The sequence below is a fragment of the Massilia sp. 9I genome, assembly GCF_902506415.1.
Classification (GTDB): Bacteria; Pseudomonadota; Gammaproteobacteria; order Burkholderiales; family Burkholderiaceae_D; genus Telluria.
On the sequence record NZ_LR733275.1, the window covers coordinates 4,923,312 to 4,938,515 of the forward strand.

20 protein-coding genes are annotated in these 15,204 nt (G+C 58.6%); 8 read left to right on the plus strand and 12 right to left on the minus strand.

Translation table 11 applies throughout. The features are described from left to right. Positions 1–87: 87 nt before the first annotated feature. The 3 genes from GV068_RS21970 to GV068_RS21980 all read right to left on the minus strand — a co-directional run bounded on the left by GV068_RS21970 (position 88) and on the right by GV068_RS21980 (position 2,248). Entirely contained in the window at positions 88–366 is a 279-nt protein-coding gene (locus tag GV068_RS21970; protein ID WP_229464412.1) for a hypothetical protein, read from the minus strand. Positions 367–634: 268 nt separating this feature from the next. After that, positions 635–1,114 (minus strand): hypothetical protein, encoded by a 480-nt coding sequence (locus tag GV068_RS21975; RefSeq protein WP_159702943.1) that lies wholly within the window; start codon positions 1,112–1,114, stop codon positions 635–637. A 12-nt stretch (positions 1,115–1,126) separates the two neighbouring features. Beyond that, complete coding sequence (locus tag GV068_RS21980) at positions 1,127–2,248, minus strand: cupin domain-containing protein (protein ID WP_159702946.1); 1,122 nt, start codon at positions 2,246–2,248, stop codon at positions 1,127–1,129. A gap of 78 nt (positions 2,249–2,326) precedes the next feature. On the opposite strand from GV068_RS21980, the gene GV068_RS21985 reads away from it, so the two are divergent. Then, a complete protein-coding gene (locus GV068_RS21985; RefSeq protein ID WP_159702949.1) occupies positions 2,327–2,863 on the plus strand; it encodes a peptidylprolyl isomerase in 537 nt (178 codons plus the stop codon). A 45-nt stretch (positions 2,864–2,908) separates the two neighbouring features. On the opposite strand, the gene GV068_RS21990 is transcribed toward GV068_RS21985, so the two are convergent. Next, on the minus strand, positions 2,909–3,880 hold the full coding sequence (locus tag GV068_RS21990) for a hypothetical protein (RefSeq protein ID WP_159702952.1): 972 nt from the start codon (positions 3,878–3,880) through the stop codon (positions 2,909–2,911). Then, complete coding sequence (gene mutS, locus GV068_RS21995) at positions 3,880–6,546, minus strand: DNA mismatch repair protein MutS (protein WP_201303335.1); 2,667 nt, start codon at positions 6,544–6,546, stop codon at positions 3,880–3,882. Before mutS ends, GV068_RS21990 begins: the two co-directional genes overlap by 1 nt. Positions 6,547–6,760: 214 nt before the next feature. Here mutS and GV068_RS22000 point away from each other — a divergent pair, with 214 nt between their 5' ends. Then, a complete protein-coding gene (locus GV068_RS22000) occupies positions 6,761–7,063 on the plus strand; it encodes a putative quinol monooxygenase (protein WP_159702955.1) in 303 nt (100 codons plus the stop codon). 36 nt (positions 7,064–7,099) lie between these two features. Here the strand turns inward: GV068_RS22000 and GV068_RS22005 are convergent, their stop codons facing one another. Next, complete coding sequence (locus GV068_RS22005) at positions 7,100–7,657, minus strand: MaoC/PaaZ C-terminal domain-containing protein (RefSeq protein ID WP_159702958.1); 558 nt, start codon at positions 7,655–7,657, stop codon at positions 7,100–7,102. Positions 7,658–7,712: 55 nt separating this feature from the next. On the opposite strand from GV068_RS22005, the gene GV068_RS22010 reads away from it, so the two are divergent. The 4 genes from GV068_RS22010 (at position 7,713) to GV068_RS22025 (ending at position 10,337) form a co-directional block, all read left to right on the plus strand. After that, on the plus strand, positions 7,713–8,222 hold the full coding sequence (locus tag GV068_RS22010; RefSeq protein WP_159702961.1) for a hypothetical protein: 510 nt from the start codon (positions 7,713–7,715) through the stop codon (positions 8,220–8,222). Positions 8,223–8,576: 354 nt separating this feature from the next. Then, complete coding sequence (locus GV068_RS22015) at positions 8,577–9,236, plus strand: hypothetical protein (protein ID WP_159702964.1); 660 nt, start codon at positions 8,577–8,579, stop codon at positions 9,234–9,236. A 10-nt stretch (positions 9,237–9,246) separates the two neighbouring features. Continuing rightward, positions 9,247–9,696 (plus strand): hypothetical protein, encoded by a 450-nt coding sequence (locus GV068_RS22020; protein ID WP_159702967.1) that lies wholly within the window; start codon positions 9,247–9,249, stop codon positions 9,694–9,696. Between the two features lie 11 nt (positions 9,697–9,707). Then, positions 9,708–10,337 (plus strand): Fic family protein, encoded by a 630-nt coding sequence (locus tag GV068_RS22025; RefSeq protein WP_159702970.1) that lies wholly within the window; start codon positions 9,708–9,710, stop codon positions 10,335–10,337. On the opposite strand, the gene GV068_RS22030 is transcribed toward GV068_RS22025, so the two are convergent. From GV068_RS22030 to GV068_RS22045, 4 genes are all read right to left on the minus strand, one after another. Continuing rightward, on the minus strand, positions 10,312–10,512 hold the full coding sequence (locus GV068_RS22030; RefSeq protein WP_159702973.1) for an AlpA family transcriptional regulator: 201 nt from the start codon (positions 10,510–10,512) through the stop codon (positions 10,312–10,314). The genes GV068_RS22025 and GV068_RS22030 overlap by 26 nt on opposite strands. Then, the gene (locus tag GV068_RS22035) at positions 10,509–10,883 is read right to left on the minus strand and encodes a BrnA antitoxin family protein (protein WP_373888426.1); all 375 of its coding nucleotides are present in this window, start codon (positions 10,881–10,883) and stop codon (positions 10,509–10,511) included. The genes GV068_RS22030 and GV068_RS22035 overlap by 4 nt, the downstream gene beginning before the upstream one ends. Beyond that, on the minus strand, positions 10,801–11,067 hold the full coding sequence (locus GV068_RS22040) for a BrnT family toxin (protein WP_159702979.1): 267 nt from the start codon (positions 11,065–11,067) through the stop codon (positions 10,801–10,803). The genes GV068_RS22035 and GV068_RS22040 overlap by 83 nt, the downstream gene beginning before the upstream one ends. A 530-nt stretch (positions 11,068–11,597) precedes the next feature. Next, positions 11,598–12,134, minus strand: coding sequence for a hypothetical protein (locus tag GV068_RS22045; RefSeq protein WP_159702982.1), 537 nt, complete (start codon positions 12,132–12,134; stop codon positions 11,598–11,600). Between the two features lie 246 nt (positions 12,135–12,380). Between GV068_RS22045 and GV068_RS22050 the strand changes: the two genes are divergently transcribed. Together GV068_RS22050 and GV068_RS22055 are read left to right on the plus strand one after the other, a co-directional pair. After that, positions 12,381–12,893, plus strand: a complete 513-nt coding sequence (locus GV068_RS22050) for a hypothetical protein (RefSeq protein WP_159702985.1) — start codon at positions 12,381–12,383, stop codon at positions 12,891–12,893. Positions 12,894–13,043: 150 nt separating this feature from the next. Beyond that, positions 13,044–13,436 (plus strand): hypothetical protein, encoded by a 393-nt coding sequence (locus GV068_RS22055; protein ID WP_159702988.1) that lies wholly within the window; start codon positions 13,044–13,046, stop codon positions 13,434–13,436. A gap of 159 nt (positions 13,437–13,595) precedes the next feature. On the opposite strand, the gene GV068_RS22060 is transcribed toward GV068_RS22055, so the two are convergent. Together GV068_RS22060 and GV068_RS22065 are read right to left on the minus strand one after the other, a co-directional pair. Next, the gene (locus GV068_RS22060) at positions 13,596–13,934 is read right to left on the minus strand and encodes a hypothetical protein (protein WP_159702991.1); all 339 of its coding nucleotides are present in this window, start codon (positions 13,932–13,934) and stop codon (positions 13,596–13,598) included. Between the two features lie 177 nt (positions 13,935–14,111). Beyond that, the gene (locus tag GV068_RS22065) at positions 14,112–15,017 is read right to left on the minus strand and encodes a hypothetical protein (protein ID WP_159702994.1); all 906 of its coding nucleotides are present in this window, start codon (positions 15,015–15,017) and stop codon (positions 14,112–14,114) included. Between the last annotated feature and the right edge of the window lie 187 nt (positions 15,018–15,204).

The following is a 15,204-nucleotide window of genomic DNA, read 5'->3' on the forward strand; positions in this document are numbered from 1 at the left end:
ATTTTGGAGGCGTACCGATCGCGTTTAAAACGTACCGACGAAAAAAAACCGGCCCCGAAAGGCCGGTTTTGAATCAGATCGAGCTGATTACTTGGTTGCAGCAGCGTCAGCAGCTTGCGAAGCAGCGGTCGAAGCAGCAGCAGCAGCGTCAGCAGCGGTCGAAGCAGCAGCCGAAGCGGCAGCAGCAGCGTCAGCAGCCGGAGCAGCGGTGGTTGCGTCGGTAGCGGCCGGGGTAGCGGCTGCGTCGGTGGTTGCAGCAGCAGGAGCTTCGACAGCAGCAGGAGCGACCGGAGCAGCTTCTTCTTTCTTGCTGCAAGCAGCCAGAGCAACAGCCATCAGGGAAACGATCAGCAGGGATTTTTTCATGATTTTCCTTAATATTTCAAAAGTAAGTACTGCTTGTTTGAATAATAATTACCGGTAATTATTGCTCAGAGGAATTCTCGTGCTTTTAAGAAAAGCAATACTGCCAGATAGGCAACGGAACCTTCCTGACCTGATATTATAGCCAAATTTACTGAATCGCAATAGCAAACTCATGCTCTAGCGAAAGTATTTTCAGCTCCAACAAGGTTTATCTTGTTACAAGATGCAACCTGCTGGAGCATTTGGCCGACCAGTCCACATATAACGTTCACAAGCCGGTTTTGGTTGACTGTAAAACAGCTTTTGATTCTTCCCAAATCGCATCGAAACGATGGCGCGGCAGATCCACGGCGCCCGGAGAGGCGAATGCCGCTTCACCGCGCATGTGGTCACTATGGAAACGCCGCAGCACGTGGGCGTCGTCCACGATGCAGAACGAATCCGTCAGTTGATGTAGAGTTTTGGGCGTGGCGCGGCATTCTGCGCCATGGCTGTAGTCGCGCAGCAGGCGCAGGAAACGCGGGTAGTGGCGCTCGATGTGGCCGGGTGTGTGCATCGCCAGGCGCAGCACGCCGCCACGTTTCAAGAATTCTCGAAGCGTCGCGTCGACGTCGCTCGCGCCCAGCGGGAACACTGCAAAGTCCGGGTCGAACAGGTCGAGCCGGGTACGGGCGGCGGCCAGGCAGGCGCGGAAATGTGCTTCACATTCCGCCCGGGTATCGAAACGCGTCGAAGTCGCTTCCTGCATGGCTCCCCCTTGTCAGCCCAGTTCGATCCAGCCGTCCTGGTACCAGGTGTACAGCGCTTCCAGCACGTCGTCGGTCGCGCTCCCCAGGAGGGCGCCACTCAGGCGACGCTCGTTGGCCAGCACGTCCAGCACGGCCTTGTCGGCGCGGCCGACGGCGAAGGATTCGCCGTTGATGAAGACGTTCTTGCCGCGGTAGAGCATCAGGGTCTTGCTCGACAGCTTGAGCCCCTTCTTCGCCGCCGTCTCCATGAAGCGTCCCACCGTCAGCGGCTTGGCCGGGCCGGTGAAGAACACGTTGTGCTTCGGTTCGGAAAGATGTTCGCCCAGGAAGATGGTCACGTCTTCCTCGTCCCAGCGCACCTTGTTCAGTTCCTCGGTGATGGTCGTCAGCATCTCGCGCGGGATCTCGGCCGGGTTCTTCGGCTGCTGCAGTTGCGGGTCGGCATAGCGGCCCGGCAGGTCGATCGAGTCAGCCATGAATTGTAGGAAGGCTTCGCCCAGTTCCTGATAGGAGGGCGAGCGGAAGCCGATCGAATAGGTCATGCATTCGCCCTCGGCCACGCCGTCGTGGGCGTAATGCGGCGGCAGGTAGAGCATGTCGCCCGGTTCCAGCACGAACTCTTCTTCCGCCTCGAAGTTGGCGAGGATCTTGAGCGGCAGGCCTTCGACCAGGCTCAGGTCCTGCTGGGCGCTGATTTTCCAGCGGCGCTTGCCCTGGGCTTGCAGCAGGAACACGTCGTAGGAATCGAAATGGGGACCGACGCCGCCGCCATCGCCGGCAACGCTCACCATCAGGTCGTCGAGGCGCGCATCCGGCACGAAGCGGAACTGGCGCAGCAGCTCGTCGGCGCGCTCGTCGTACAGGTTGACGCCTTGCACCAGCATGGTCCATTCGCGCTCATTGCGCGCCGGCAGTTCGGTGAGCGGACCGTGCTGCATGTCCCACTGGCCGTCGCGCTGGGTAACCAGGCGCGATTCGACGTAATTCTGGCGGGCGAGTTCGGCGAGTTTCTCGAAGGTGAGCAGGGGCTTGAAACCGGGGATCGCCTGGCGGATCAGCAGGGGTTTCTTATGCCAGTAATCGCGCAGGAACTGGGCGGGAGTAATATTCCCGAGAAGCTGTAATTTTTTCATGCGCCATTATAACCAGTGTGATAAGTGCCACGGTCGCGTGAGGGGTATAATCCGGGGCTTACAACGAAAGGATCTGCGATGAAGATTGCCAAGAATACGGTCGTGTCGGTCAACTATCGACTGTCGGACGCCCAGAACAACCTGATCGAAGAGGGCTCGCAGCCGATGGTGTACCTGCACGGCGGCTACGAAAACACCCTGCCGAAGATCGAAGAAGAACTCGACGGCAAGGAAACCGGCTATTCGTCGACGATCCAGGTCGAGCCGGAAGACGCCTTCGGTGACTACGATCCGGAACTGGTGAAGGTCGAAGACCGCAAGCGCCTGCCGGAGCCGCTCGAAGTCGGCATGCAGTTCGAAGGCATGGCGGAAGGCGTGGACGACGAGCCGACCATCTTCACCGTGACCGACATCGCGGACGACAAGGTGGTTCTGGACGGCAACCACCCGCTGGCGGGCATGGCCCTGCGTTTCGACCTGTCGGTGATCGACGTGCGCGAAGCCACCGCCGAAGAAATCGCCCACGGCCACGTGCATGGCGCGCATGGTCACCATCACGAAGAGATGGAAGACAGCGAACAGGGCGACCACTTCCGTAGCCAGCCGCTGAACTAAGACCTTCGTACGGTGGGTGGTTTCCGCCCACCGTAGATCAAACCCTCAGCGTGAGGCCTCGCCCAGGCTGAACACATTCTCGCCCTTGCCCGCCACGTGCACCTCGACTGCGTGCGCCCCGACGGACAAGTGCCCCAGATTGCCGCGCCACTCGATTCCCGGCCGCGCATCCTTGGACAGCCCAGCGCTGTCCACCACCAGTACCCGTCCCTTGAACTTGGCCGCCTGCGTCTGCACCTGACGGCGCGTATCGGCAAAGCCGTCATGCCCGGTCGGCGCCCGCTGCAGCAGCGCGCGCAGGCCATTGGCCGGCTGCAGCAAGGGCTGCATATTCCCTTCCGCGAACAGCACCACCGCGTCCACCTTGTCCTGTTTGGCGATCGCGAACAGCCGGTTCAGCCAGAAGCGGTTGGCCACCGACCGGTCCTCGTATTCGCTATTGCGTCCCGCCGCCGGCAGGTAGTGGTTGTTGGCAGCGGGCAGGTTGATGGTGGCGTACAGTACCTTGCCGACCTGCCAGTGGGCGTTCTCGGCGTAGCTGCGGAACCGTGGGCTGCTTGACAGGCGCGTGACGGGCAGCTTTTCCTTGCCCAGCGCTTCGGGCTCGCCGTAGAACAGTTCGCGCAGCCGGTTCAGGCGTTCGATGGCGTTGGTGCGGCCGGCCGAATTGCGGCAGCCGGTCCAGTCGCTCCCGCTCAAGGAGAGGATCACGGGGCGCTTTTCCTTGTCGAACAGTTCGCGCCGCTTTTGGTAGACGCGGTCGCCGCAGGCTTCCTGTTCGCCTTTGATGCCGGTGACGACGAGGAAGGCGAGGTCCTCGTCCTTGGCCTCCTGCAGCACGTCCTTCAGTGCGGCTTCGCCGCCCTCGGCAGCGCGGTGTCCGACCACGGCGAAGCTGTGTACACGCGGATCCTCCAGCACTTCCGTCGCCTTCTTCCTGTCGCGCGCGGTGCCCGGGACCGTGATCACGGCCGCCGCGAGCAGGCTAGCGAGAAGGAGGTGACGGCGCGCCGGCATCAGGCGGCGAGCCTCTTCAGCTCATAGAGCCGCTCGAGCGCTTCGCGCGGGCTCAGGGCATCCGGATCGATGGCCGCGAGGGCCTTCTGCAGTTCGTCCTGCACGCCATCGGCAGCTGCGTCGTAGGACGCGACCGGTGCTTCCTCGACGTCGTCGCAGGGCGCGGCGAACAGGTCGAGCTGCGGCGTTGCACCGACTGCCTGTGATTCCAGGCGCGCCAGGTGCTTGCGCGCGGCGCGGATCACGGCCGGGGGCACACCGGCCAGCTGCGCCACCTGCAGGCCGTAGCTCTGCGAGGCCGGGCCGTCCTGCACCGCGTGCAGGAACACGATGCTGTCCTTGTGCTCGACCGCCGACAGGTGCACGTTGACCGCGCTGGCGTGGGTCTCCGGCAGCTGGGTCAGTTCGAAGTAGTGGGTCGCGAACAGCGTGAAGCTGCGGCTGGTTTCGATCAGGTGGCGCGCGATGGCCCAGGCCAGCGCAAGGCCATCAAAAGTAGAGGTGCCGCGGCCGACTTCGTCCATCAGCACCAGCGAGTGTTCGGTGGCGCCGTTCAGGATCGCGGCCGATTCGGTCATCTCGACCATGAAGGTCGAGCGGCCGTTGGCCAGGTCGTCACTGGCGCCGATACGGGTGAAGATGCGGTCGATCGGGCCGATCGTGGCACTGGTCGCCGGCACGTAGCTGCCGACGTAGGCCAGCAGCGTGATCAATGCCACCTGGCGCATGAAGGTCGATTTACCGCCCATGTTCGGGCCGGTGATCAGGAGCATGCGGCGCTCGTCCGACAGGCGGCAATCGTTGGAGATGAAGCGTTCGATCTGGTTTTCCACCACCGGGTGGCGGCCTTCGACGATGTTCAAGCATGGCTCGTCGACCAGCTGCGGCGCGCACCAGTTGTTGCGCACCGCGTGGCTGGTGAGCGCGACCAGGGTGTCGAGCTGCGCCAGGCCGCCGGCGACCGATTGCAGCACGCCGATGAACGGGGCCAGGTCGCCAAGCAGCTGGTCGTACAGCATCTTCTCGCGCGCCAGCGCGCGGTCTTGCGCGGACAGGGCCTTGTCCTCGAAAGCCTTGAGTTCCGGCGTGATGTAGCGTTCGCAGTTCTTGAGGGTCTGGCGGCGCTGGTAGTCGAGCGGCACCTTGTCGGCTTGGCCGTTGGTGACTTCGATGTAGAAGCCATGCACGCGGTTGTACTCGACGCGCAGGTTGGCAATCCCCGTGCGGGCGCGCTCGCGGGTTTCGAGGTCGACCAGGAACTGGCCGGCGTTCTCGGACAGCGCACGCAGCTCGTCGAGTTCGGCGTCGAAGCCGCGCGCGAACACGCCGCCGTCGCGCACCATCACGCTCGGTTCTTCGAGGATGGCCCGGCTGAGCAGGTCGAGGCAGGCCTCGGGCGGAGAGAGCAGGTCGTGGATCTCGCGCAGCAGGCAGGTGTCGCCCGGGATGAAGCAGCGCGCCACCATCTCGCGCAGTGCCGGCAATGTTTTTAGGCCGTCGCGCAGGCAGGACAGGTCGCGCGGGCGCGCCGACAGCAGGGCGATGCGGGTGGTGATGCGTTCAATGTCCGGGACGTTCGCCAGCGTGCTCGATAAACCGTGGGTGGCGTCGGCCTGGGCCAGCGCTTCGATGGCCTCGTGGCGCGAGCGCGCCACGCGTTGGTTGCGGCGCGCATGGTGCAGCCAGTGGCGCAGCAGGCGCGAACCCATCGCGGTACGGCAGCCGTCCAGCAGTGAGAACAGGGTCGGCGATTCCTGGCCGCGGATGGTCTCGGTCAGCTCCAGGTTGCGGCGCGTAGCCGCATCGAGGCCGATGTATTCGTTTTCGGTTTCGCAGGCCAGGCTCTTGACGTGCTGCAGGCCACGGCCCTGGGTCGACTGGGCATAGCGTAGCAGCGCGCCGGCCGCGCCGAAGGCCGCGCCCATGCCGTCCGCGCCGAAGCCGGTGAGGGTGGCCACGCCCAGTTGCTCGAGCAGGGCGCCGTGGCCCTTGAGGACGTCGAAGTGCCACTCCGGCACACGGTTGGTGTGCGCCACCGGCTCGGCGTCGAACATGTCTGCGCAGTCGGCACGCAGGATCTCGGCCGGCGCGATGCGTTCGAGTTCCTGGGCGAGGCGGGTCTCGACGGCGCGCTGGTCGCCCGAGAATTCCATCAGGCGCAGCACGCCGCTCGCGAGCGACAGCCAGGCCAGGCCGACGGTCATATTCTTGCGCTGTGAGAGGAGGCACATCGCCAGCAGCGGGCGCTCGGCCTTTTCCGGCAGCAGGTCGCTGTCGGTCAGCGTCCCCGGCGTGACCACGCGTACCACCTTGCGCTCGACCGGACCTTTGGACAGGGCCGGGTCGCCAATCTGTTCGCAGATCGCGCAGGATTCGCCGATCTTGACCAGCTTGGCCAGGTAGCCGTCCAGCGAGTGGAAGGGCACGCCGCACATCGGGATCGGCTGGCCGTTCGAGCTGCCGCGCGCCGTCAGCGTGATGCCCAGCAGGCGCGCTGCCTTCTGCGCGTCTTCGTGGAACAGCTCGTAGAAATCGCCCATGCGGTAGAACACCAGCATGGTGGGGTAATCGGCCTTGATGCGCAGGTACTGCTGCATCATCGGTGTGACTTTTTCCGTCGCGCCGGTCTTAATGGCTGCGGCGTTGATTTCGTTGGGAGCGTTCATGTGGTCGTGATTCGGTACGGCAAGGCGGGTGCTGAGCCAGGGCTCGTCATTTTACCGCGTTCGGCTAGCCGAATGCTGCAAAACGGACAATCCCGGCTAACGCGCGTTGCGTTGCTGCCGAAATGCTACGAGGACGCCGCTCGACTCCGGGGCGAGCCTGTCAGATACTGGAAACGTCTCACGAGGCGGTTGGTTTAACAACAGGAGAAATATCATGGTCAAACTCGCGTTGTTCGTTCGTCTGGAAGCCAAGCCGGGTAAGGAGAAAGAGGTAGAGAGCTTCCTGTTAAGCGGTCTTCCCCTGGTTCAGGCAGAGCCGGCTACGACAGCCTGGTTCGGCATCCGCCTGGGACCGTCCACCTTCGGGATTTTTGACGCGTTTCCAGATGAGGCTGGGCGACAAGCTCATTTGTCCGGAAAGGTCGCGGCCGCGCTGATGGAAAAAGCTGGGGACTTGTTCGCCACGCCCCCGTCAATCGAAAAGGTGGACGTTCTGGCGGCGAAGCTGCCGGGCTGAGTAAGCCCAAACAGTCGCTCACGCTGCAAGGTCAGCTCAGGACAGTGAACAGTTCCCCGTCACCGCCGCCTTGTCCGCGAACTCCACGACAAAGTCGCCGTCTTGTCCGGCGCGCAGCGTGAGGCTGCTTCCCAACGCGACCGGCGCCCGGAATCGGCATTCGATGCGCGTGACATGCCGGTCCCGGTCGCGTTCGATAGCGGCGCAGCTTGCAGCCAGCGTGTGCATGCCATGGATGATCGGGGCGCGCATGCCCATGAGGCGCGCGCTCCAGCCAAACAGGTGGATCGGGTTCCAGTCGCAGGACAGCCGCGCGTAGCGGCGGCCAGCCGCAGTATCCAGAACCCACCGGGCGATCGGGATGCCGATGGAAGGGATCTCTGGCTGGGCTGGTTTCGCACTGCTGCGCGCACCTCTGCGGATCAGGTAAGTGCTGGCGCAGCGGAAGACCGGCATCCCGTCCGCAGTTCCGGTTGTCTCCAGCTCACAGCGCAGGGCGCCGCTGGAGGCGGGCGGAAGCAGGCGCAGCACGGTGCGAATCAGTAGTGGCTGGCCCGACGCGACGTGTCCGTGTTCTTCCAGCGCGTTATCCATGTGAACCATCCCGGCCAAGCTCACGCGTTCGCAGGCTTTCGACCTGTTGCAAGGAATGATCGAAACGCCTGTAGTGGCATCGAACCTGCGCCGTAAGCTTGGTGCCGCATCGGACCACGCGCTAGATGCCGGGCGCCTCAACGAGAACGTGCCGAGCTGGTGGCGGCTGATCATGCGCGGCAAGCTACGTAGCGAGGGGCGCGTGCGTCAGGGCGAGCGAGTCGGAGCGGGGAAGCGCGTGTTGAGCGAGGCCGAGCTGGGCCAGGTGATCCGCGGGCTTCCGAACTTCTCGCGCATGGTGAACGACGCGTTGACCCTCTACCTTTGGACGCTGCTGCGCGGCGGCGAGATCACCTCGATGCATTCTAAAGATATTGCAGAAGAGAAGGACGGGCTCTGGTGGACGATCCCGAAGGCCGAGACAAAGAATCGACAGCGTGAACGTGCGGTGGATCACCGCGTGCCACTTGTGGGGCGGGCTGAGGCCATCGTGCGCAGGCGCCTGGAAGTAGCGGGCGCAGGTTACTTGTTCCCTTCGAGCGGAAAGAGTCCCCATGTTGAGTAGAAGACGATCGGGGTGGTCGTGTGGACGCACATGCCTTACTCGGCCGCGCGTCCAGAGCAGCATCGACCGCGGCTCCCTGTCGAATATTGGACTCCACACGACTTACGCCGGCCTTGTCGTACTTTGCTTGCTGTGATGGGGTGCCCCGATCCTATAGGTGAGGCTCTGATTGGCCACATACCGCCAGACACGGGAACGAATGTATACAATCGTCATCGTTACGACGAGGAAGGCCGCGAGTGGCCAGTGCTTCTCAGCGAAAGACTCGAACATTTGGCTACGATCTAAGCTGTAAAGTTGCTTTCCTATATCTGGCCGCTAGCATGCTATCATTCCCGTTTCCTCGAATTTCACTTGGCTATGGCAAAAAATAGAGTCAACACTGCGCAAGTTCAAAAGGCCCCGCCATCTAAGCTGCTGATGGGCTTGACGTCTCAAGCTACGCCGTCGCGTTCGGAAGGGGCTGCGGTGGACGGCATGGAGGTCGAGAGATATCCAGACGGCTCAGTGCGCTACGCCGTCAACTTGAACAACGCACCTGTGCCTCAAAGAAGGTATGTTGCCGATATTGCCACAGTTGATTACAATGGTTTCGAAGTTAACATTGTGTTCGCCCAAACTAAGATTTTCGGGCAAGGTCTTGAGTCGGCACTGTCAATCAAGATCAACTTGAATGCTTTTAATGACATAGTTCGGGCTTTGTATGTGAATGTACAATCGGAACTGGAGCGTGCTAGGCAGCTGATTAAGCTCAAGGATGAACAGCTTGTCCAGGTGAATGCTGAGCCAGCACACTCGGCTAAATTGATTGCGAACGTTGCGAACTTTGCATTATCTGGGCATGAGACGTGCATAGATTTTTATCACGTTAATGCTTATGCTAACGCTAAGCTGGCTACCTCCAGTAAGCTTGACATTGAGGCTGTTGTGCGCGTGGACCTAAGGACTTCCCTGTTTGCGCCGTTTAGCGTAGAACTGGGCAAGATTGCAGAGCGTATTGCTGCTGGCGAATAAAGGCTGAATAATGAATAACTTTCACGCTTTCGACGATTTTCGAGTCTCGGCATGGCTGAGCGAAGGTCTAATAAATGCCGCAAATGATGTAGTTCAAGTTGTTAAGTCAACTGCTGCTCGAGCGGGTGCTATGGCGGTGTTCGCTGTTTCAGCTGCAGCAGCGACTGTCAGCGTAGGACCAAGTTCGACAGCCGACAAACATGTCGCTTTTGTCCATTCGATACCTGCGGATGTCTCTGTACAACACAGTTCCCGAACGATCCTGCCTGCGATGGACAGTGATTTGGTACGGCTTCGGGCTGAGATCAATGACAGTATTCGAAATCGACACCTTACTCAAGAAGGACAATTTGACGCGTCGACCATTGCAAAGGCCGACCAAGCGCTTGAGCGTATCAATGCAAACTTGCCTTCCTTCTCTAGCGAATGGCTTGAGCAGATTTCTTCTGGAAAGGCATAACGTAGTCGCCGATGAAAGATGGGATCGACGTAAAGTGTTCGGAGTGGGAGTACGAGGACCATCCTGAGGCGGAGCGTGTTACCGAAAGGTGTCGCCGTCTGGTGTTGATGCTTAAAGGTCGACCACGGATTTTCAACGGGTATTCAACGTTGAGAGCTCATCGCTACATGTTCCATGGGGTCACCCCTGAAAATTGCGGCTACTTTGCAGGTAATTACCGAGGTTCTAACTTCCCCTGTCTCAAAGAGTACCGCGTTATTGCCGGCAATGATAGTCGCGTTGGTACACCGCCTAAGGATGTCAAGTTCGAGATGAGTCTGTTTGAAGCTCACCTTGGTTTTGCTGTCAAGACGTTCGCTCAGGATTTGCAAAAAGCCGGTAAATTTGATCGTAAACTTCTCCTCTCGTTGGCAGAGCTCCTGGCGAAGTACCTAGTGTACTATTTTACGATTCATCCCTACGCTAACGGGAACGGGCATACCGGTCGTTTGATAGTGTTGGTCATCCTGAAGCGTTTTCAGCTGGACCCTCAGTCATGGCCTTTGGATGATCGGCCAAACTACAGTGCTGCAATCGTTGCCCACAGAGACGGAAATCCTACCCCATTGAGGGATTTCATCTTGGACAGGATCCTGAATTAGCAGGTTGGCGTCTAGTGCCACGGCTAGTGTTAGCCGGCGGCGCTAGATTTGATACCGGCCGTTGCTCTGTCCAATGTTCCACCTCCCTCACTAGCCATGCTACCCGTCGCCCAGATAACTGGCGAGGTTTTGGGAACTCTCCTTCTCTTATTAGGCGCTGAATGATCCCGATCAACTCTCAGCGCCCTCGGCCAGCATGCCGTGCTGCCCCGCCCATTCGACTAGGGCGTCGTTCATCCTAGTTTGCCACCCGTCTCCCGTCGCCTTGAAAGCGTCGAGCACGCGGCTATCCACCCGGATGCTGATCGGCTGCTTGGGCGCATCAGTCTTCGGCCGACCGCGCGAGCGCTTAGGCTTCACGGCCGTCCATTCCTCATCCGTGTACGGCCTCGCATCGGGGTCCTCCATTGCGGCCCTAGTGATCGTCGAGTCCTCTTCGAGCGTAGGGACTTCCGTCCCCGGTTTAAGCTTCGGCATATCGTTTGATCTCCCTGTTGTTTGCCTTGCGCAGGCTAATGATTCGGCGGACGTTCTCGCGATCGACATACACCACGTAGAACAGGCGCAGGCCGATGTATCCGATGGCGCACATGCGCTGCTCGCCGTAGTTCTCGCGCTCGTCGGACCAAACAAGAGCATCGTCCCATTCGATACCAGCTGCTGCTGCCAGCGAGACGCCGTGCTTCTCGGTATTAGTCTGGTCCTTGGCGGTGTCGAATTGGATGTCCATGTAATTACTGTATATACAGCAAATGCAAAATGCAAGCATTATTTGTATATACGGTAAATTAATTCCGCTGCTATACTTGGCACATGCGATTCAAGACGCCCCTAACGCGCGCCGACCTCGAGGCTATCTAAGCGAGCAACCTCGACTCGGACGACATGCGCGCAGCGCTCTAAGAGATTGCCCGCCTGCGCTCCCTGGTGCTGTACGCAGATCAGCTGCAGCGTATGCTGGGGACCTTGCCAGGGCAACAGGGCGATCTGCTAGCGTCCCTGCGCGCCAAGCTGGCCGAGGAACCCTGCATTAAGGAATTCCCGAAGCTGACACCCGAAGCTTAGTTTGCAGATTGCTCTCTTCATTGTGGGTCGAGCGTCAACCTCGTACACTGAGCTATTCCAATGTCTGCTACCGGCCAAAAGCGGTCGTTCGAATGCTCAACGTATGAGGAAGCTGTTCAACCGTGCTACGCAACAGCACGTCGCCTTACTGCGGCGAGGCAATGCTGCACGCATCCATGCTGTCTGTGCATGGGCTCACTTTGGACACTCCCGTTGGAACCAGAGCTGCGTCTGAGTCCAATGCCAAGGCTCTATGGCACCGTGTTTTTCGAAATACCAGGACGATCCACGTCGCACGAAGACATATGAATCGGTGTACCGCGCCCTCGTCACATCCGCCCATTCGACCAGGAAGCGCAGCCGATCGCTTCCCTCGCTCTCCCAGCAGTACACCAGCATGCCGACATAGCGGCCCGGCCCCATGGATCTGGCCGGCGGCAGGCGCAGTAGAGGGCGCGATTCTTCGAGCACAGGCCGGACGTCTGCGACTGCTCCCTTGAACGGATGACTGACGTCAAGCAGGAACCGGACAATTGCATTGCTGGCGCTTTCGATAGTCGGCAGGAGCGGTCGTTCTCGCTCACGCACGTAGAAACGTTGCTTGACAGCGACTGCCAGTGGCAAGGGTCGATATATGCTCTGCTCGATCACCGGATATGCAGCGATGCTGGTGCAGGCTGGTAGCGAGAGGATGGCGATGATAATTGCGAGCGTCGTAAGAAGCGATTTCATTGGCTATCGCAGCAGGAGTGATAGGCCATAATAACGTCGGACATATGTCGTCAGGCAGCGTTCTGGCGGGTAGCTCAGAATGCTCTCCTAGGGAGCGTCAACTGCGACTTCAGGATAGGGGGACTACTGAAGGTTGCCTTGAGTCCTACAACGTCCGCTCTGTGTCGAAGCGGACGCTACAATAGGTCTGCAATCGGCCAAGAGCAGACGTTGGCGAGGCAGTACGTCACAACATGAAGGGAAAAGATGCTGGAACTGAATAGTCCACGATGGAATGACCTGAGCGATGCGTACGGCAGCGCTGGAACGATTCCTGAGCTTCTTCGGCAGCTATCGACTTTTCCCAGTGATGATGGCAGTTCCGAGCCGTGGTCCGGTCTATGGAGCGCCCTTGCTCACCAAGGCGATGTGTACTCTGCTTCGTTCGCAGCGGTTCCACACGTGATCGCGGCAATCGTTAGTTCCCCAGAACGTGTGTCCGATGTGTATTTCCACTTCCCGGCATGGGTCGAAATCTGTCGACACAAGAATGGCGTCGATGTTCCCGATGAGCTGGCGGCAGATTATTTCGATTCACTAAGCCGCATCCCTGCTTTGGTTCCAAGACTCGCAGGAACGCAATGGAGCACTGGTTTTACGGCATGTGCCTTGTCTGCTACCGCCGCCGCCAAAGGACAACACGAGCTTGCAGAGGCATTGCTAGAACTGACCTCATCGGATACTGTTGGCGAGTTCTTAGAGTGGTCTTACGACCGCTAGGGGTCGGATTCTGTCGTTTGTGACAGTCAGCGATTTTCGGGCTTGGCAACCTGCCGTGCTCGGCGCGACGGCCGCACTCGGCCAGGAGGGGACCTTGGCTAAGCCAGAAACGCCAACAACTAACAGTAGTCAACACCTCCGGGAAAACTCGTGAAAGCCTCAAGGTATCTATTCTGTCTAGTCACCTTATTCCACATCCTCTTCACATCCCAGGCAGCAAATGCTGGGGAGATTCTTCCGAAAGAGATCTGCAAAGAGGTGGGCGTTCCGGTATGCGACGTAAAGGGCGTCGATGCCTTCTCTGCGGTCGACCTCAACGGCGATGGCAAGAAGGAGATCATCTTCGCCTACGACGGTGGCTCGTGCGGAGAGCAGCATTACGTCTTCATGAAACAGGACATGAAGTGGGTCCAGATTGCGAACTGGTGCGGCATGGAAGGCGGTGCTTATAAGGTGCTTCGGACGAAACACAACGGCCACTTCGACATCGATACTTATGTCGGAAAGCTCTGCTTCAACGGGAAGACGTACTCAAAGAAGTGAGCACCTAAGTATGCTCTGCGCGAGGAACACCGCATAAGGCTTTGCACTTAGAGGGAGAAGCATCTAGCGCTGACGAAAGCATGCCTGACTGTCCGCAATGGGTCGAAAGCGGACCAATCGGAATGGCGTGCAGCGGTTGGATTGGCTCCGGATCGTGCCTCAGTCATCGTCCAGCGCGACATATTCGATCTGCTCGAGCTTCGCCGTCACCTGGTCCAGCGACGCCTTCACCGCTTCGAAGAACGCCCGGTGCTTCTGGTCGACCACGGCGCGGCCAGGGAAGTCTGGATGCGCATGCAGCTGGATCGTCCAGTCGACCAGCTCCGCCAGCGGCGACTGCACAACTAACACCTGCTCACCCTCAGCGCCGGCCAGCACCGGCAGCACAGACTTGGACGGGTCACCGCGGTTGCTGAAGTGGTGTACCAAGGTGGGTTCCGTCTGACCGCCTGCCGGGTTGAACTCGATGTCTGGATGCTGCTGAGCCTTAATGAACATGAATTAAATTGCTCCACAAACTCGACAAGCGCCGCATGGATACTGCGCTTTAGCCGGTTAAATTCTGCGGTATTGTGGAGCAAAAAAGGCTGTCAAGGCCGCATGGTTCAGCGATTCTCCATACGGCTTCCCAAGCTTAGGAGGAGGCCGCTCGAAATAACTGAGGCAATCATCTCTCTACGCGAAAATTTCTGCATCGAATGGTTGATGCATGCTGTTGTTATAATTCGGCGCACGCAGATCCTCTAGGTCGATTTCTAAAAAGCGCTTTACTTCTTGGGGTGTAACATAATCTGGATCGAAAGAAAGTATTTCATCCATATACGCAAATATTTCTTGATAATATATTAACGAAGATACTACCGAACCTCCAGGGAGTACAAAGTTATATCCGCTGCTTGTCACTTCGCTGCCAATCAATCGGCGCTCAATGTGGAAGTGACGCTTTAGTTCAGAAATTAGCAGCGTTATCGAATATGAAGTAGCTTCCCAACTGTCAAACGACCCGTATCCTTTGCATAGCTGCAAAAAAACCCGAGTGCGTTCTGTGAAGAAATGGAGAAAATCTTTCCCAACGCTCAAGTCACCACGCCGCGCCGCTGGGAATATGTTTCGGTGAGCCTTATGGGTGTCCTTAACATAGGCGGCATCAAAGACGCCTTCTTTTTTTTGGTACCTGTTCTCAAACTCTTCAAAGTGCTTGAAGTAGTTTGAGAAAATATTTTGACCTTGAGCAATGTTTATTTGTAGATCTGTTCTTTTAATTTGGTCCAGCGTCAGTGCCATCTGCTGTCTTGTTTGCTCGGAACGGTGATTGGCAGCTAACAGTGCCAAGGCCGGAATCGACAAAGTCCCAATTCCAATTGGCACTTTAAATAAAGTTGCAGCTGTATTCAGTCCATCGCTTGAGAGATCAAAAATAAGGCGATCGTTTACCAATATACAAATAGCGGCAATCGCCATAAGTAAGACGATTCCAGTAACCGTACGACGAACGATCTTCAGGTCAAGAAACGCAGTATGAGGATCGAACCACCGGTTTGACCTTGCGGGCTGAGGAAGATCAGGGATATGTGTAGTCATCGAATTAAAGCGTCTAAAAGTTGAGCGCGTCCGCGATTCTACTAGTTAGCGTTGATGAAAGGAAACCTTCCGGCGTAACTTTTGGCGTAACTTCTATCCTTCTTGGCTCCTTCCTGTTCTAGTAAGCACCCATGCATCATCGGTGTGACTTTTTCCGTCGCGCCGGTCTTGATGGCTGCGGCATTGA

Bases quoted from the DNA above. Each gene is read 5' to 3' on its own strand.
- GV068_RS22000 (WP_159702955.1), top strand. From the start codon at position 6,761: ATGGTCAAACTCGCGTTGTTCGTTCGTCTGGAAGCCAAGCCGGGTAAG.
- GV068_RS21985 (WP_159702949.1), top strand. From the start codon at position 2,327: ATGAAGATTGCCAAGAATACGGTCGTGTCGGTCAACTATCGACTGTCG.
- GV068_RS21970 (WP_229464412.1), bottom strand. From the start codon at position 366: ATGAAAAAATCCCTGCTGATCGTTTCCCTGATGGCTGTTGCTCTGGCT.
- GV068_RS22020 (WP_159702967.1), top strand. From the start codon at position 9,247: ATGAATAACTTTCACGCTTTCGACGATTTTCGAGTCTCGGCATGGCTG.
- GV068_RS22065 (WP_159702994.1), bottom strand. From the start codon at position 15,017: ATGACTACACATATCCCTGATCTTCCTCAGCCCGCAAGGTCAAACCGG.
- GV068_RS21980 (WP_159702946.1), bottom strand. From the start codon at position 2,248: ATGAAAAAATTACAGCTTCTCGGGAATATTACTCCCGCCCAGTTCCTG.
- GV068_RS22050 (WP_159702985.1), top strand. From the start codon at position 12,381: ATGCTGGAACTGAATAGTCCACGATGGAATGACCTGAGCGATGCGTAC.
- GV068_RS22025 (WP_159702970.1), top strand. From the start codon at position 9,708: ATGAAAGATGGGATCGACGTAAAGTGTTCGGAGTGGGAGTACGAGGAC.
- GV068_RS22045 (WP_159702982.1), bottom strand. From the start codon at position 12,134: ATGAAATCGCTTCTTACGACGCTCGCAATTATCATCGCCATCCTCTCG.
- GV068_RS22005 (WP_159702958.1), bottom strand. From the start codon at position 7,657: ATGGATAACGCGCTGGAAGAACACGGACACGTCGCGTCGGGCCAGCCA.
- GV068_RS22010 (WP_159702961.1), top strand. From the start codon at position 7,713: ATGATCGAAACGCCTGTAGTGGCATCGAACCTGCGCCGTAAGCTTGGT.
- GV068_RS22035 (WP_373888426.1), bottom strand. From the start codon at position 10,883: ATGTCGATCGCGAGAACGTCCGCCGAATCATTAGCCTGCGCAAGGCAA.
- GV068_RS21990 (WP_159702952.1), bottom strand. From the start codon at position 3,880: ATGCCGGCGCGCCGTCACCTCCTTCTCGCTAGCCTGCTCGCGGCGGCC.
- mutS (WP_201303335.1), bottom strand. From the start codon at position 6,546: ATGAACGCTCCCAACGAAATCAACGCCGCAGCCATTAAGACCGGCGCG.
- GV068_RS22040 (WP_159702979.1), bottom strand. From the start codon at position 11,067: ATGGACATCCAATTCGACACCGCCAAGGACCAGACTAATACCGAGAAG.
- GV068_RS22060 (WP_159702991.1), bottom strand. From the start codon at position 13,934: ATGTTCATTAAGGCTCAGCAGCATCCAGACATCGAGTTCAACCCGGCA.
- GV068_RS21975 (WP_159702943.1), bottom strand. From the start codon at position 1,114: ATGCAGGAAGCGACTTCGACGCGTTTCGATACCCGGGCGGAATGTGAA.